The sequence below is a fragment of the Streptomyces sp. NPDC048612 genome (genome assembly GCF_043199295.1).
In the GTDB taxonomy this organism is placed as follows: domain Bacteria; phylum Actinomycetota; class Actinomycetes; order Streptomycetales; family Streptomycetaceae; genus Streptomyces.
Genome location: NZ_JBICVV010000015.1, coordinates 84,647 through 100,495 on the forward strand (window position 1 = coordinate 84,647; position 15,849 = coordinate 100,495).

The following is a 15,849-nucleotide window of genomic DNA, read 5'->3' on the forward strand; positions in this document are numbered from 1 at the left end:
GCGCCGGGCGTCACCACCGGCCGCGGGGGGGGGGGGGCCGCCCCCCCCCCCGCCGGGCCGCGCGGGCCCCCCGCCGCCCCCCCGGCCCCCCCGCCGGGGGGGGGGGGGGCCCCCGGGGCCGGCCCCGCCCCCCCCCCCCCGGCCCCCCCCCCCCCGCCGCCCCCGGGCCCCCCCCCCCCCGCCCCGGGGGGGCGGGGGCCCCCCCCCCGGCCGGGGGGGGGGGCCCCCCCCCCCCCCCCCCCGCGGTCCGGCGGCATCCGATGCCGCCGGACCGTACGCCGGTCAGGAGGCCGCGTCGGCCCGCTGGGCCTTCAGCGCCCGCTCGATGCCCGCCCGGGACTCGGTCATCAGCCGGCGCAGCGCCGGGGTCGGCTCGGCCGAGCCCAGCCAGGCGTCCGTGGTGTCCAGGGTCTCCTGCGAGACCTGGAGCGCGGGGTAGTGGCCCACCACGATCTGCTGCGCCATCTCATGGCTGCGCGAGCCCCAGATGTCCTTCACCGCGGCGAAGTACTTCGCGGTGTACGGCGCCAGCAGCTCGCGCTGGTCCGGCTGGACGAAGCCGCCGATGACGGCCTCCTGCAGGGAGTTGGGGAGCTTGTCCGACTCCACCACCGAGGCCCAGGCCTCGGCCTTCGCCTCGGCCGTGGGACGCGCCGCGCGCGCCGTCGCGGCGTGCCGCTCGCCCGCGGAGGTCTTGTCCCGCTCCAGCTCCGCCGCGATGGCCTTCTCGTCGGCCCGGCCGGTGGCCGCCAGCCGCTGCAGCAGGCCCCAGCGCAGCTCGGTGTCCACGGCCAGCCCGGAGATCTCCTCCGTGCCGTCCAACAGGCCCTGCAGCAGGTCCAGTTGGTCGTCCGTGCGGGCCGAGGCGCCGAACGCGCGGGCCCACGCCAGCTGGTGGTCGCTGCCCGGCTCGGCCGCCCGCAGCTGCTCCAGCGCCGCCGCGGTCCAGGTCGCCAGACCGGTCTCGCGCCACTCCGGCGCCGCGTACAGGTCCAGCGCCAGCTTCACCTGGCGGTGCAGCGACTGGACCACGCCGATGTCCGACTCCTTGCCGATGCCCGACAGCACCAGCGACAGGTAGTCGCGGGCGGGGAGTTCGGCGTCCCGCGTCATGTCCCAGGCCGACGCCCAGGACAGGGCGCGCGGCAGCGACTCGGTGAAGTCGCCGAGGTGCTCGGTGACGGTCTTCAGCGACTCCTCGTCCAGCCGGACCTTGGCGTACGACAGGTCGTCGTCGTTGAGCAGCAGCACGGCCGGCCGCTGCCTGCCCACCAGCTGCGGTACCGGGGTCAGCGCGCCGTCCACGTCCAGCTCGATCCGCTCGGTGCGCACCAGCTTGCCGTCCTGCAGCTCGTAGGCGCCGATCGCGATCCGGTGCGGCCGGAGCACCGGCTCGCCCTTGGCGCCGGCCGGCAGCGCCGGGGCCTCCTGCTTCACCGCGAAGGAGGTGATGACGCCCGCGCCGTCGACCTCGATCTCCGGCCGCAGGATGTTGATCCCGGCGGTCTCCAGCCACTTCTTCGACCAGGTCTTCAGGTCCCGCCCCGAGGTCTCCTCCAGCGCGCCCAGCAGGTCCGACAGCCGGGTGTTCTTGTAGGCGTGCGCCTTGAAGTAGGCCTGCACGCCCTGGAAGAACTCGTCCATGCCGACGTAGGCGACCAGCTGCTTGAGGACGCTGGCGCCCTTGGCGTAGGTGATGCCGTCGAAGTTGACCAGGACGTCGTCGAGGTCGTTGATCTCGGCCATGATCGGGTGGGTGGACGGCAGCTGGTCCTGCCGGTAGGCCCAGGTCTTCATGGAGTTGGCGAACGTGGTCCACGAGTGCGGCCACTTCGAGCCCGGGGCGTACGCCTGGCAGGCGATCGAGGTGTAGGTGGCGAACGACTCGTTCAGCCACAGGTCGTTCCACCACTCCATGGTGACCAGGTCGCCGAACCACATGTGGGCCAGCTCGTGCAGGATCGTCTCCGCCCGCACCTCGTACGCCGCGTCCGTCACCTTGGACCGGAAGACGTACTGGTCGCGGATGGTCACCGCGCCCGCGTTCTCCATCGCACCGGCGTTGAACTCCGGCACGAAGAGCTGGTCGTACTTGGCGAACGGGTAGGCGTAGTCGAACTTCTCCTGGAACCAGTCGAAGCCCTGCCGGGTGACCGCGAAGATCTCGTCGGCGTCCAGGTGCTCGGCCAGCGACGGCCGGCAGTAGATGCCCAGCGGCACCGTCCGCCCGTCCTTCTCGTACGTGCTGTGCACGCTGTGGTACGGGCCCACGATCAGCGCGGTGATGTACGTCGAGATCCGCGGCGTCGGCTCGAAGCGCCAGATGTTCCCGGCCGGCTCCGGCGTGGGCGAGTTGGAGATCACCGTCCAGCCCTCCGGGGCCTTCACGGTGAACTGGAACGTCGCCTTCAGATCCGGCTGCTCGAAGGAGGCGAACACCCGCCGGGCGTCCGGCACCTCGAACTGGGTGTACAGATAGGCCTGCTGGTCGACCGGGTCGACGAAGCGGTGCAGCCCCTCACCGGTGTTGGTGTAGGCGCAGTCCGCCACGACCCTGAGTTCATTGCGGCCGGCCCGCAGCCCCGCCAGCGCGATCCGCGAGTCCTGGAACACCGCACCCGGGTCCAGCGCCTCGCCGTTGAGCACGACCTCGTGCACGGCCGGCGCGACCAGATCGATGAAGGAGTCCGCGCCCGCCTCGGCGACCTCGAACCGCACCGTCGTCACGGACCGGTATGTGCCTCCTGCGCTCCCGTCCTCGGCACCGGCGCCGCCTTCCTGCGCACCGGAGAGGTCGAGGTCGATCTCATACGCGTCCACGGTCAGCAGGCGCGCCCGCTCCTGCGCCTCGCCGCGGGTCAGATTTGTGCCAGGCACCCGGCCATCTCCTTCGCATGGGTTATCACATCGGACTCTTCGGCCATCCTTCCACGTGGTCCGGCCCCCGCGGAGTGGTGATCGGCGGAGTGCGCGGCCGCCGTACCGCACCGGCTCCCGGCACGGTGCGGTACGCGCCGATCACGGCGTCCGATTCCCGCCAGCGCACGCGGCCCCGGCGGACGAGGCTGGGCCCATGACGACCTACACCGCACGTCCCCTCCCGGCATCCGCCCACGAGGAACTCCGCGGCACCGACGACGCGGGCCGGCCCGCCGCACCGTTCACCGCCCGCGCGGACGGGGCGTCGCAGGCCGCCGTCGGCAGTCCGCTGCGCTGCTGTCTGCGCGACGTCCGCGCCGGTGAGCGGGTCGCCCTGGTCTCGTACGCACCGCTGCGCCGCTGGGCGGACGCGACCGGGGCACGGCCCGGGGCCTACGACGAGCAGGGCCCGGTGTTCGTGCACGCCGAGCCGTGCGGCGGGCCGGACGCCGCAGCCGGCCGGTATCCGGCCGTGCGCACGGGCGCGCTGCGGGTGCTGCGCCGCTACAACGCCCGGGGCGAGATCACCGGCGGCCGGCTCCTGGAGGTCCCGGAAGATGCCGAGGCCGCGTTCGATGCCGCCCTCGGGGAGGCGTTCGCGGACCCGGAGACGGCGCTGGTGCACGTCCGGGCGGTGGAGTACGGCTGCTTCCAGTTCGAGGTGCGGCGGCCCTGACAGCGAAAGCGGCGGGTGCCCGTACGGAGACTCCGTACGGGCACCCGCCGTCGTGCCGGGGTGCGGTCAGCCGCGCAGCTCGGCGGCGACCAGCTCCGCGATCTGGACGGCGTTGAGCGCCGCGCCCTTGCGGAGGTTGTCGTTGGAGACGAACAGCGCCAGGCCGTTCTCGGCGGTCTCGTCCTCGCGGATGCGGCCCACGAAGGACGCGTCCTGGCCGGCGGCCTGGAGCGGGGTGGGCACGTCGGAGAGGGTGACGCCGGGGGCGCCGGCCAGCAGCTCCTGGGCGCGTGCGGGGCTGATCGGACGCGCGAAGCGGGCGTTGACCTGCAGCGAGTGGCCGGTGAAGACCGGGACGCGGACGCAGGTGCCGGACACCTTCAGGTCCGGGATCTCCAGGATCTTGCGGCTCTCGTTGCGGAGCTTCTGCTCCTCGTCGGTCTCGTTCAGCCCGTCGTCGACGATCGAGCCGGCCATCGCCAGCACGTTGAAGGCGATCGGGGCGACGTAGTTGTCCGGCTCCGGGAACTCCACGGAGGCGCCGGAGTGCGTCAGCTTGGTGGCGTCCTGCTCGATGACCTTGCGGACCTGGCTGTCCAGCTCCTCCACACCGGCCAGACCGCTGCCGGAGACCGCCTGGTAGGTGGCGACGACCAGCGAGACCAGGCCGGCCTCGTCGTGCAGCGGGCGCAGCACCGGCATCGCGGCCATGGTGGTGCAGTTCGGGTTGGCGATGATGCCCTTGGGCCGGTCGGTGATGGCCTGCGGGTTGACCTCGGAGACGACCAGCGGGACCTGGGGGTCACGGCGCCAGGCGGAGGAATTGTCGATCACGACCGGACCGGCGGCGGCGACCTTCTCGGCCAGCGCCTTGGACGTGGCGCCACCCGCGGAGAAGATCACGATGTCCAGCCCCGAGTAGTCGGCGGTCGCCGCGTCCTCGACGGTGATCTCGGTGTCCTGCCACGGGAGGGTGCGCCCCGCGGACCGGGCCGAAGCGAACAGCCGCAGCTGCTCGACCGGGAAGTTCCGCTCGGCGAGAATGCCCCGCACCACGCCGCCGACCTGTCCGGTGGCTCCGACGATTCCGATCCTCATGGGACTCCTTCTTTCTGGCCTGGCTCGGGTGTCTGCTCGGAACACCTGCTCAGTACGGGCTCCATCATGTGTGTGATACCCGTCGCCTTGTCCAATCCGTTCCCTTCCGTGGAGCGTGCCGGGCGCCGGGCGGACGGCCCCCCCGGGCGGCCTCCGGCCGGGTGTGCCGCTCCTCACGTCACCTGCCCGGCCCGGCCGCCGGAACGTCCGGTTCCAGAGTACGGACCCATCTTTTCGCGATACATCCGTTTGTGCACGAGATAGCCGGTCTGTCCGGCGGGATGTCGCCCCGCTCCCGGGCCGCCGGCCGCCCCGCTTCCCGGGCCGCCGCCCGCCGTCCCTGCTGCCCCGCCGGATGAACTCCCGGTGACCGGCGTCCGCCGCGGACATCAGGGCGCGGTGACCGTCCGGCGACGGGGAGATCCCTGTCCGGTGATGGGTTCTCCGCGTTGCGGTGGCGTTCACGCGGCGGTCACCCCCGGTGCCAACCATCCAGGGTGACAGGGCAGTTGTGCTGCCCGGCCGCCTTTGCGTTCACCCGGGGAGCCCGCGTATGTCCCGTATACGGTCCGCCGCCGCCACTCTCGACCGCCGTACGTTCCTCGCCGCCACCGGAGCCGTCGGCGCCGCCACGGGACTCGGGCTGGCCTTCGGCCCGGACCGGACGGCACAGGCCGCCACCGTCAGCCCCGGCCCGGCCCCCGCGGCGCCGGAGCCGGTCGAGGCACCCGCCGTCCCCCGCGTCCCCTACACCCGGGGCACCACCCTCGCCGGGGTGTCGGCGCCGCGCGGCGGCGGAGGCTTCCGCCGGCTCGGCGACGGCCCCGCCTGGGACCGGGTGGTACGCGCCGAGCTGGCCGCCGCGCACGGCGGGCGGGACCGGCGGCGCACCGCGCTGGCCTCGTTCGTGCACTTCACCGACCTGCACCTGGTCGATGTGCAGAGCCCGCTGCGCTACGAGTACCTGCGCAGCGAGACCGCCAGCGCCTGGCGGCCGCAGGAGGCGCTGTCCGTGGCCGGGGTCGTCTCGCTGATCGAGCGGGTCAACGCACTGCCCGGCGGGCCCGCCACCGGCGCCCCGCTGTCCTTCGTGATGACCACCGGCGACAACACCGACAACAACTCCAAGCTGGAGCTGGAGTGGTTCCTGACCGCGATGAGCGGCGGGAAGATCACCCCCAACTCCGGCGACCGGCGCCGCTACGAGGGCGTCCAGGACAGCGGGCACAAGCTCTTCTGGCAGCCGGACAGCCCGCTGCGCGACGCTGACAAGAAGCGGGGCTTCCCGGAGCTGGACGGCTTCCTGGACGCGGCGATCCGCACCGTCCACAGCCCCGGCCTGCGGATGCCCTGGTACTCGACGGTCGGCAACCACGACTCGCTGCCCGGCGGCTGCTACGCGCCCGGCGACCCCTTCTGGACCGAGATCGCCACCGGGGAGCGCAAGCTGGAGACGCTGCCCGCCGCCGAGGCCGCGAAGGTGTGGAAGGCGGTCAAGGACGGCCTCGACCCCAAGGGGGAGGACTTCAAGCGGCTGCTGAAGGGGCACGCCAAGCAGACCCGGCGGGTCACCCCCGACGAGCGGCGCGCCCCGTTCACCCGGGCCGAATACCTGCGCGCCCACCTGGACCCCGCGCATACCGGCCCCGGCCCGCACGGCCACGGCTACACCGCCGCGCACCTCGACGGGAACCGCCTCTACTACACCTTCCGGATCTCCGACGACGTCCTCGGCATCAGCCTGGACACCACCGACCCCGGCGGCCACTACACCGGCTCGGTCGGCGACGCACAGCTCCGGTGGCTGGAGCGGACCCTGAAGGAGAACGAGAAGGGCGAGAAGGCGCATGTGCTGGTCTTCAGCCACCACACCGGCAAGACGATGAACAACACCCGACCCGACCCCGCCCGGCCGCACGAGAAGCGGCACGGCGGCCCGGAGCTGATCGAGGTGCTGGCCGCGCACCCCGCCGTCGTCGGCTGGATCAACGGCCACAGCCACAAGAACGAGGTCATCCCGCACGGCGGCTTCTGGGAGATCTCCACCGCCTCGCACATCGACTTCCCGCAGCTGGCCCGGGTCATCGAGCTGGTGGACAACCACGACGGCACGCTGTCGCTGTTCACCACCCTGGTCGAGTCGGCCGCCCCGCACCGCACGGACTTCACCGACCTCTCGCAGACCGGTCTGGCCGCCCTCTACCGCGAGCTGTCCTTCAACGCCCCCGAGGCCCGCACCGACCTCGCGGGCACCGCCGGGGACCGCAACGTCGAGCTGCTGCTCAAGCGCCGCTGACGGCCGCGGGGCGTCCGCTACCGCGGCAGCACCACCACATACGCGCCCGGCTCCCGGTCCCCGGCCGCCATCAGGGCCGTGCGCACCACGGCGGCCTGCTGCTCCGGGGACTGGCGCAGGGTGCGCGGCAGCACGCGGACCACGGTGATGCCCAGCCGCTCCAGATGCTCGCGCTTGTGGAAGAACGGGGACTGCAGCGGGTCCTCCTCGGCGCGCGGGGCCCGGGTGTCGATCTCCAGGGCCACCGAGTGCTCCGGCCAGAAGGCGTCCACCCCGCCCAGCTGCGGCCCGCCCGGCAGCCGCAGATCGACGTTCCACAGCGGGTCCGGCAGCCCGTGCTCGCGCACCATGGCGTACAGCTGCTGCTCGGCGAGCGCCCGCCCCTCGGCGAGCAGGGTGTCCACCGCGTCGACCACGTGCGGCCGGGTCAGCAGCCGGGCCCGGCTCAGCTCCCGCACCACCGCGCTCGCCTCGCAGTGACCGCCGCGCACCGCCTCGGTCAGCAGCCGGCGCACCGTCGCGGCGTCGGTGAGCGCGCCGATCGCGTCCGCCAGCGCCCGCGGCACCGGCGCGGCCGGCACCCCCGTGACGTCCTGCGCCACGGGCAGCTCCACCGCCCGCAGAATCCGCGCGAAGCCGGTGGAGCGCAGCCGCCGGGTGCGGGAGACCAGCACCTCGATACGGTCCAGGGCGGGCAGCGGCGGCGCCTCGGCGAAGCCGTGCAGGGCGAGCGCCGCCAGCCCGGTGATCATCGCCTCCGGGGCGTCCCCCGACGGACTGCTCTGCCGGGGGACGGTCGGCCCCCGGTGACTGGCGTACAGCAGCACCGCGTGCAGCCGCTCCTCGCTGGTGGCCGGACCCGGGTGCAGCAGGTAGATGCCCGGGAGCACCTGCTGCCAGCTGCCGCCGGGGCGGCAGCGTTCGGTGGTCTCCGCCGCGGGGACGCCGTGCTCGCGCAGCTGACGGGTGGTCATCACCCGGCGGCGGGAGGCGGTCAGGTGCTGGAGGGGGAGGGGGGAGAGCGGGGTGTCGTGGTTCATGCCGGGTCGATTCCCGCCCCCGCTCCGCCCCCTAACCGCTGTTACACGCCCGTAGCGCAAACCGGACAACCCTGTACTAAAGTACGGGCGTTCGACTGCCGAAAGGGGCTGGTCGTCACGGGGGTTACGGCCGCGTTTCGGCCGCCTCGTCACAAGCCTGTGCCCGCAGTGCACGGGCCAGGTCGTCCCGCTCCTCCAGCACCATCCGGCGCAGCGCCGGCGCCGCCTCCGCGTGCCCGGCCAGCCAGTGGTCCGCGGCGTCCAGGGTGGCCTGCTCCACCTGCCAGGAGGGGAACAGCCCGCGCACCACGTCCATGGCGATCTCGATGGACCGCTCCCGCCACACCCGCTCGATCTCCGCGAAGTAGCGCGCGGCGTACGGGGCCAGCAGCTCCCGCTGCTGCGGCTGCGCGAACCCGGCGAGCGTCGCCTCCACCAGGGCGTTGGACAGCGCGTCGGACTCCACGACCGCCGCCCACGCCTGCGCCTTGACCCCGGCCGAGGGGCGGGCGGCCAGACAGCGCACCTGGTGGCGCTTGCCGGAGGCGGTGTCGTCACGGGCCAGTTCGGCGGCGAGCACCGCCTCGTCCGCGGCGCCGCGGGCGGCCAGCGGCTCCAGCAGCGTCCAGCGCAGCTCCTGGTCCACGTCCAGACCGTCGATCTTCGCCGTGCCGTCCAGCAGGCCCTGGAGCAGCTGGAGATCGGCGGGGGTGGCGGCCAGGGCGGCGAAGTGCCGGGCCCAGGTGAGCTGATGGCCGCTGCCGGGTTCGGCGAGCCGCAGCTCGCGCAGCGCGCCCTCGGCGAGCTCCCGGGCCGCGGACTCCCGGCGGTCCGGCGCAGAGTAGTACTCCAGCGCCGTCAGCGCCTGCCCGTGCAGCGACTGCAGCACCCCGATGTCGGTCTCCCGGCCCGCGAACCGCCGTACCAGGCCGAGGTAGTCACGGGCCGGCATCAGCCCGTCCCGGGTCAGCCCCCACAGCGCGGCCCAGCACAGCGCCCGCGCCATCGGGTCGGCCAGCTCGCCGAGCCGGTCCCGCAGGGTGGCCAGCGAGCCCTCGTCGAAACGGACCTTGCAGTACGTCAGGTCGTCGTCGTTGACCAGGATCAGCTCGGGCCGCTCGGCACCGGCCAGCTCCGGCACGGCCGTCCGCGGCCCGGAGACGTCCACCTCGGCACGGGCGTAGCGCACCAGCGCCGGGTCCGCGCCCTCGCGCCGGTAGAGCCCCACCGCGACCCGGTGCGGGCGCAGCTCGGGCCGCTCGGCGTCCGCCTCCTGGAGGATGCTCAGCTCGGTGATCCGGTCCCGGGCGTCGTAGGTGGCCTGCGGGGTCAGGGAGTTGACGCCCGCGGTCTCCAGCCAGGCACGCGACCAGCTCGCCAGGTCCCGCCCGGACGTCTCCTCCAGTACGGCCAGCAGGTCGGCCAGCCGGGTGTTGCCGTAGGCGTGCCGCTTGAAGTAGCGCCGGGCGCCCTCCAGGAACGCGTCCTGCCCGACGTACGCCACCAGCTGCTTGAGGACCGCGGCGCCCTTGGCGTAGGTGATGCCGTCGAAGTTGAGCTTGGCGTCCTCCAGGTCACGGATGTCGGCGGTGACCGGGTGGGTGGAGGGCAGCTGGTCGGCGCGGTAGGCCCAGGACTTGCGGCGGTTGGCGAAGGTGATCCAGCCGTCCCGGAAGCGCGTCGCCTCCACCAGCGCGAAGGCGCCCATGAAGTCCGCGTAGGACTCCTTGAGCCACAGGTCGTCCCACCACTGCATGGTGACCAGGTCGCCGAACCACATGTGCGCCATCTCGTGCAGGATGACGTTGGCCCGGCGCTCGTAGGACGCCTCGGTCACCTTCCCGCGGAAGATGAACTCCTCGCGGAAGGTGACACAGCCGGGGTTCTCCATCGCCCCGAGGTTGTACTCCGGGACGAAGGCGGTGTCGTACTTCCCGAAGGGGTACGGGAAGTCGAAGTGGTCGTGGAAGAAGTCCAGGCCCTGCTTGGTGACGGTGAGGACGTCGTCCGCGTCGAAGTGCTTCGCCAGGCCCTTGCGGCACAGCGCGCCCAGCGGGATCTCCAGCTCCGTGCCGTCCTCGAAGGTCCGGCGGTAGGTGTCGGAGACGTAGTGGTACGGGCCGGCGACGACGGCCGTGATGTACGTCGAGATCGGCTTCGTGGTCGCGAAACGGTGCCGGCCGCCCTCGGCCCCGCCCTCCTGCGCGCCGTTGCCGACCACCAGCCAGCCCTCGGGGGCGGTCACCTCGAAGGTGAACGGGGCCTTCAGGTCGGGCTGTTCGAAGTTCGCGAAGACCCGGCGGGCGTCGGCCGGCTCGTACTGCGTGTAGAGGTAGACCTCGCCGTCCTCGGGGTCCACGAAGCGGTGCAGGCCCTCACCGGTCCGGCTGTAGGCGCACTGCGCGTCGACGACGAGGGTGTTCTCCGCGGCCAGCCCGTCCAGCGTGATCCGGGTGCCGTCGAACACCGCCCCGGCGTCCAGCTCCCGGCCGTTGAGGGTGACCGAGGTGACCGCGGGGGCCAGCAGGTCCACGAAGGTCGAGGCGCCGGGCTCGGCGCAGCGGAAGCGGAGGGTGGTCAGGGAGCGGAACGTCCCGGCCGACGCGTCACGGGCGACCGCTGAGCGGACGTCCAGCGCCACGTCGTAGGCGTCGACGCTCAGCAGCCGGCCCCGCTCACGTGCTTCGTCCCGGGAAAGATTCTCACCTGGCACGCCGTGACTCCCTCGTCCTCGTCTCGAATATCGAACACGGGGAATCATGGCACGCCCGCCGCTGGTTGAACCTTCCAGGAACAGCACCGTGACCGACGTGCACAGCCGTGAAGAGGAGACCCCGTGTCCGAGAGCGCGAAGACCCCCGCAGACTTCTGGTTCGACCCGCTGTGCCCCTGGGCGTGGATGACCTCCCGCTGGATGCTGGAGGTGGAGAAGGTCCGCCCGGTCGAGGTGCGCTGGCATGTGATGAGCCTGGCGGTGCTGAACGAGGACAAGCTCGACGAGCTGCCCGAGGAGTACCGCGAGCTGCTGAAGACCGCCTGGGGCCCGGTGCGGGTGTGCATCGCCGCCGAGCAGCAGCACGGCAGCGAGGTGCTCGGCCCCCTCTACACCGCGCTCGGCACGCGCTTCCACAACCGCGGACTGGAGCGCACCCGCGAGACGATCCTGGACGCCCTCGCGGAGGCCGGCCTGCCCGCCGGGCTGGCCGACGCCGCGGACTCCGACGCCTACGACGCGGAGCTGCGCGCCTCGCACAAGGAGGGCATCGAACTGGTCGGCCAGGAGGTCGGCACCCCGGTCATCGCGGTCCCCGGTTCCGACGGCGAGCAGATCGCCTTCTTCGGCCCGGTCGTCACCCCGGCCCCCAAGGGCGAGCAGGCCGCCAAGCTGTGGGACGGGACACTGATGGTCGCCTCCATCCCCGGCTTCTACGAGATCAAGCGGACCCGGACCCAGGGCCCGGTCTTCGACTGACGGGCCTCCGGCCGGCACACATGGGAGCGCCCCCGCACGTATCCGACGTGCGGGGGCGCTCCGTCATTCCGCCCGCCAGGTGAAGGGTGAGAAGACGATCACGAGGCGGGACGTCTGTAACAGCGTTACGGCGCCAGCAGCAGGTTGTTCGCGCGCTGCTTGGCGGAGGCGTAGCGCTTGGCGACGTCCTGCCAGTTCACGACCTGCCACATGGCCTCGATGAAGTCCACCTTCTGGTTCTTGTACTGCAGGTAGAAGGCGTGCTCCCAGGCGTCGAAGACCAGGATCGGGACCGAGCCCTGGCCGACGTTGCCCTGGTGGTCGTAGATCTGCTCGACGATCAGCCGGCCGGTGACCGGCTCGTAGGCGAGCACGCCCCAGCCGGAGCCCTGCGTGGTGGCGGAGGCCTTGGTCAGCTGGGCCTTGAACTTCGCGAACGACCCGAAGGACTCGGCGATCGCGTCGGCCAGCTCGCCCACACCGTCCTTCTCCAGCGGCTCGCCGCCGCCCTCACCGGTCATGTTGTGCCAGTAGATGCTGTGCAGGATGTGGCCGGAGAGGTGGAACGCGAGGTTCTTCTCCAGGCCGTTGATGCTGCCCCACTGGTCCTTGTCGCGCGCCTCGGCGAGCTGCTCCAGGGTGTCGTTCGCGCCCTTGACATAGGCCGCGTGGTGCTTGTCGTGGTGCAGCTCGATGATCTCGGGGCTGATGACCGGTGCCAGTGCCGCGTAGTCGTAGGGGAGTTCCGGAAGTGTGTAGGTCGCCATGCCGATCCCGCCTCCAAGCTGCTAACCAGCAGTAGTTGCAATCAATGTGCAGAAGCACGCTATCAGCAGGAGTGATCACCGGCCGGTTGCGGGGACCGGGCTGGTCCCAAAGACGGAGGCGGGGCGGGACCTCGGAATGAGGTCCCGCCCCGCCGTCGGGGGAGTGGGGGAGCGCTACTCCTGGGACAGGCCCGCGCCCCGGCCCAGCGACCGCTGCCGGATCAGCCCGATCACCGCCAGCACCACCCCGAAGCCGCCGGTGAACAGCAGCTGGATGCGCTGGTTCTCATCCCGCAGCATCAGCAGCAGCACGGCGACGATGCCCGCCAGCGCCACCCAGGTCAGGACCGGGAAGGCCCACATCTTCACCACGAGCTTCTCGGGCGCCTCGCGCTCCAGCATCCGGCGCATCCGCAGCTGGGCGGTGGCGATGAAGCCCCACACCACCAGGACGGCCGCGCCGACCATGTTTAGCAGCCACTGGAAGAGCGTGTCGGGCCACAGGAAGCTCAGCACCACCGCGAGGAAGCCGAAGGTGGCGCACAGCAGGACGGCGCGGCGCGGCACGCCCCCGCTGACCTTGCCGAGGAAGGCCGGGCCCTGGCCGCGGGAGATGAGCGAGTACGCCATCCGGGAGGAGCCGTAGAGGTTGGCGTTCACCGCGGAGAGCAGCGCGACCAGGATGACGACGTTCATGACCTGGCCGGCCGCCGGGATCTTGAGGTAGTCCAGCACCGCCACGTACGGGCCGCTCTTGGCGATGGCGGGGGCGCTCCAGGGGATGACCGTGACGATGACGGCCATCGAGCCGACGTAGAAGAGGGCGATCCGCCACATCGCGGTGCGCACCGCGCTGGCGACCCCGCGCACCGGGTCCTTGGACTCGGCGGCCGCGATGGTCACCGTCTCCAGCCCGCCGTAGGCGAACACCGAGGCCAGCAGGCCGACCATCAGGCCGTCGACGCCCTTGGGCAGGAAGCCGCCGTCGCCGGTGAGGTGGGTGGTGCCCGGCGCGGAGGTGCCCGGCAGCAGGCCGAAGATCGCCAGCACGCCCAGGACCAGGAAGATGCCGATCGCCGCGACCTTCAGGGCGGCGAACCAGAACTCGAACTCACCGAAGTTGCTGACCGCGGCCAGGTTCGTCCCGGTGAAGATCACCATGAACAGCAGCACCCACATCCAGGGCTCGGTGCCCGGGAACCACTGGTGCATCACGTCCGCGGCGCCCAGCGCCTCGGCGGCCACCGCCACACACAGCAGCGCGGTGAACATCCAGCCGACCGTGAACCCGGCCCAGGAGCCTATGGAGCGCTCGGCGTGCACGGAGAAGGAGCCGGAGGCCGGACTGGCCGCGGCCATCTCGCCGAGCATCCGCATGATCAGCATGACCAGGGCGCCGGAGACGGCGTAGGCCAGCACGATGGAGGGGCCGGCCGCGGCGATGCCCTCGCGCGAGCCGACGAACAGGCCCGCGCCGATCACCCCGCCCAGGGCGATCATCGAGAGATGGCGCTGCTTGAGGCCGTTGGACAGCGTGGAGCCGCTGTCGGGGCCCGCGCCCTGAACCGCGTCGCTCTGCTCGCGCGCGGTGGCGGCGGACGAGGGTGTCCGATTCATGTCGTACCTGTCCCAGTAGGTGAGAGCGGAGCAAGGCGTTACTGCGTTCTCCCGGGGCCGCGACCGGTGCGACGGTGCTGCCGGGCCCCCTGGACCCCCGCCGGGGCAGCAGGTCGCGAAGGGCCTGCCGACGGCACAACTCCGGGGTCCTCGGCAAAGCGGGGCCCAGTTTGAGCGCCGGTGTCCGCTCAGGGCAACACTTGTGCAGCGAATGTTCGGTATTCAGACGTGATCGTCACCGTGTGTACCTGAATCGTCGTCGATTACGACGCGGTGTGATCTCCGTCGCAGCGGGTCAGCGCCCCGCGCGGCGCGCCCTCAGCTCGCGTACGCCCGCGACGAGCAGCACCACACAGGTCGCCCCGGCCGACCACAGCAGCTGCGGACGGGCCGCGTCGTCGGTCAGCATCAGCACCAGGACGCCGCCCATGGCCGCCAGCGCCACCCAGGTCAGATACGGGAAGGCCCACATCCGCAGGGTCAGCTTCTCCGGCGCCTCGCGTTCGATACGCGGACGGAGCCGCAGCTGGGACACGGCGATCAGTCCCCAGACGAACAGCAGCACCGCGCCGACCGCGTTGAGCATGTAGAGGAAGACCGAATCCGGCCATTTCAGGTTCAGCAGCACGGAGACGAACCCGAAGGCCACCGAGGCGAGCACCGCGCGGCGCGGCACCCCTCCGCCCGACACCTTCAGCAGCGCCCGCGGCGCCTCGCCCCGCTCGGCGAGCGAGAACACCATCCGCGACGAGCCGTAGAGATTGGCGTTCAGCGCGGAGAGCAGCGCCACGAACACCACGATGTTCATGATCTGCCCGGCGCCCGGCACCCCGATGCCGTCCAGCACCGCGACATACGGGCTCTTGCCCGGCTCCATCGACGACCAGGGCAGCAGCGTCACGATCATCAGCATCGAGCCGACGTAGAAGAACAGGATGCGCCAGACCGCGCTGCGCACCGCCCGGCCCACCGCACGCGCCGGATCGTCCGACTCGGCCGCGGCGATGGTGACGACCTCCAGGCCGCCGAACGCGAACACCACCGCGAGGACCCCGGAGACCACCCCGGCCCAGCCGTGCGGCAGCAGACCGCCGTGCCCGGTGAGGTTCGTCAGCCCGACCGGCTCGGTGTCCGGCAGCACGCCGAGGACCGCCAGCAGGCTCAGCGCGAGGAACAGCACGATCGCGGTGACCTTCAGCGCCGCGAACCAGAACTCGAACTCGCCGAAGTTCTTCACCGCGGCCAGGTTGGCGACGGTGAAGACGGTCATGAAGAGCAGTACCCAGCCCCACTGCGGCACCGCCGGCACCCAGCCGTTGGCGATCTGCGCCGCACCGGTGGCCTCCACGGCGAGCACCACGACCAGCAGGAACCAGTACAGCCAGCCCACACTGAACCCGGCCCAGCGGCCGAGCGCCCGCTCCGCGTGCACCGAGAACGCGCCGGACGCCGGCATCGCCGCCGACATCTCGCCGAGCATCCGCATGACCAGCATCGCCAGCGTGCCCGCGATCAGATACGACAGCACGATCCCCGGGCCGGCCACCGCGATCCCCGCGCCGGAGCCCACGAACAGGCCCGCGCCGATCACCCCGCCCAGGCCCAGCATCGTCAGATGGCGCTGCTTGAGCCCCGCGGACAGCGGCTCTTTCGCCTCGGTGTCCGCGCTGGGGGCGGGCGCACCGGCTGGGGTGGTGGTGTCGTGCATGGGCTCGTACTCTCGCCAGGGCCGAGGCGGCGGGGGCCGTCGGCGGTATTGGGGGAACTCCACAGGTGACCGCGGGGCGGACACAGTGTCGCCGCACCCCGCGCGCTACCACAAAACCGGCGCCATGACGCGGCCCCGGCCGTGATGAGCATCACGTGACCTGCGAAGACGCCGATCACGCCGCCGGGTCCTGGCAGCGTGGCAGTTGTTCGGAAGTCTCCAAGCGGGCCGTTATGGCTTTGTCGCCGCCACACGA

Annotated in this window: 10 protein-coding genes; 3 read left to right on the forward strand and 7 right to left on the reverse strand. The window is 72.1% G+C overall.

The annotated features are described in order from the left end of the window. Window positions 1-282: 282 nt before the first annotated feature. Window positions 283-2,877, reverse strand: coding sequence for an aminopeptidase N (gene pepN / locus ACGFN2_RS22655; RefSeq protein WP_362611769.1), 2,595 nt, complete (start codon window positions 2,875-2,877; stop codon window positions 283-285). A 196-nt stretch (window positions 2,878-3,073) separates the two neighbouring features. Here pepN (ACGFN2_RS22655) and ACGFN2_RS22660 point away from each other — a divergent pair, with 196 nt between their 5' ends. Beyond that, entirely contained in the window at window positions 3,074-3,595 is a 522-nt protein-coding gene (locus ACGFN2_RS22660) for a DUF1203 domain-containing protein (protein ID WP_393363185.1), read from the forward strand. A 66-nt stretch (window positions 3,596-3,661) separates the two neighbouring features. Here ACGFN2_RS22660 and ACGFN2_RS22665 read toward each other — a convergent pair whose 3' ends face one another. Next, window positions 3,662-4,693: an aspartate-semialdehyde dehydrogenase gene (locus ACGFN2_RS22665; protein ID WP_362611775.1), complete on the reverse strand. Its 1,032-nt coding sequence runs from the start codon at window positions 4,691-4,693 to the stop codon at window positions 3,662-3,664. A 553-nt stretch (window positions 4,694-5,246) separates the two neighbouring features. Here ACGFN2_RS22665 and ACGFN2_RS22670 point away from each other — a divergent pair. Further along, a complete protein-coding gene (locus tag ACGFN2_RS22670) occupies window positions 5,247-6,989 on the forward strand; it encodes a TIGR03767 family metallophosphoesterase (RefSeq protein ID WP_362611778.1) in 1,743 nt (580 codons plus the stop codon). Between the two features lie 17 nt (window positions 6,990-7,006). Here the strand turns inward: ACGFN2_RS22670 and ACGFN2_RS22675 are convergent, their stop codons facing one another. Both ACGFN2_RS22675 and pepN (ACGFN2_RS22680) read right to left on the reverse strand, forming a co-directional pair. Next, window positions 7,007-8,029: a hypothetical protein gene (locus tag ACGFN2_RS22675; RefSeq protein ID WP_393363189.1), complete on the reverse strand. Its 1,023-nt coding sequence runs from the start codon at window positions 8,027-8,029 to the stop codon at window positions 7,007-7,009. Between the two features lie 124 nt (window positions 8,030-8,153). Beyond that, window positions 8,154-10,742, reverse strand: coding sequence for an aminopeptidase N (pepN, locus tag ACGFN2_RS22680; RefSeq protein WP_393363193.1), 2,589 nt, complete (start codon window positions 10,740-10,742; stop codon window positions 8,154-8,156). A gap of 123 nt (window positions 10,743-10,865) precedes the next feature. On the opposite strand from pepN (ACGFN2_RS22680), the gene ACGFN2_RS22685 reads away from it, so the two are divergent. After that, a complete protein-coding gene (locus tag ACGFN2_RS22685; protein WP_393363196.1) occupies window positions 10,866-11,501 on the forward strand; it encodes a DsbA family protein in 636 nt (211 codons plus the stop codon). Window positions 11,502-11,626: 125 nt separating this feature from the next. On the opposite strand, the gene ACGFN2_RS22690 is transcribed toward ACGFN2_RS22685, so the two are convergent. The 3 genes from ACGFN2_RS22690 to ACGFN2_RS22700 form a co-directional block, all read right to left on the reverse strand. After that, window positions 11,627-12,268 (reverse strand): superoxide dismutase, encoded by a 642-nt coding sequence (locus ACGFN2_RS22690; RefSeq protein ID WP_109889760.1) that lies wholly within the window; start codon window positions 12,266-12,268, stop codon window positions 11,627-11,629. Between the two features lie 174 nt (window positions 12,269-12,442). Beyond that, the gene (locus ACGFN2_RS22695; RefSeq protein ID WP_362615107.1) at window positions 12,443-13,885 is read right to left on the reverse strand and encodes an amino acid permease; all 1,443 of its coding nucleotides are present in this window, start codon (window positions 13,883-13,885) and stop codon (window positions 12,443-12,445) included. Window positions 13,886-14,180: 295 nt separating this feature from the next. After that, on the reverse strand, window positions 14,181-15,593 hold the full coding sequence (locus tag ACGFN2_RS22700; RefSeq protein ID WP_393363200.1) for an amino acid permease: 1,413 nt from the start codon (window positions 15,591-15,593) through the stop codon (window positions 14,181-14,183). Window positions 15,594-15,849 lie beyond the last annotated feature (256 nt).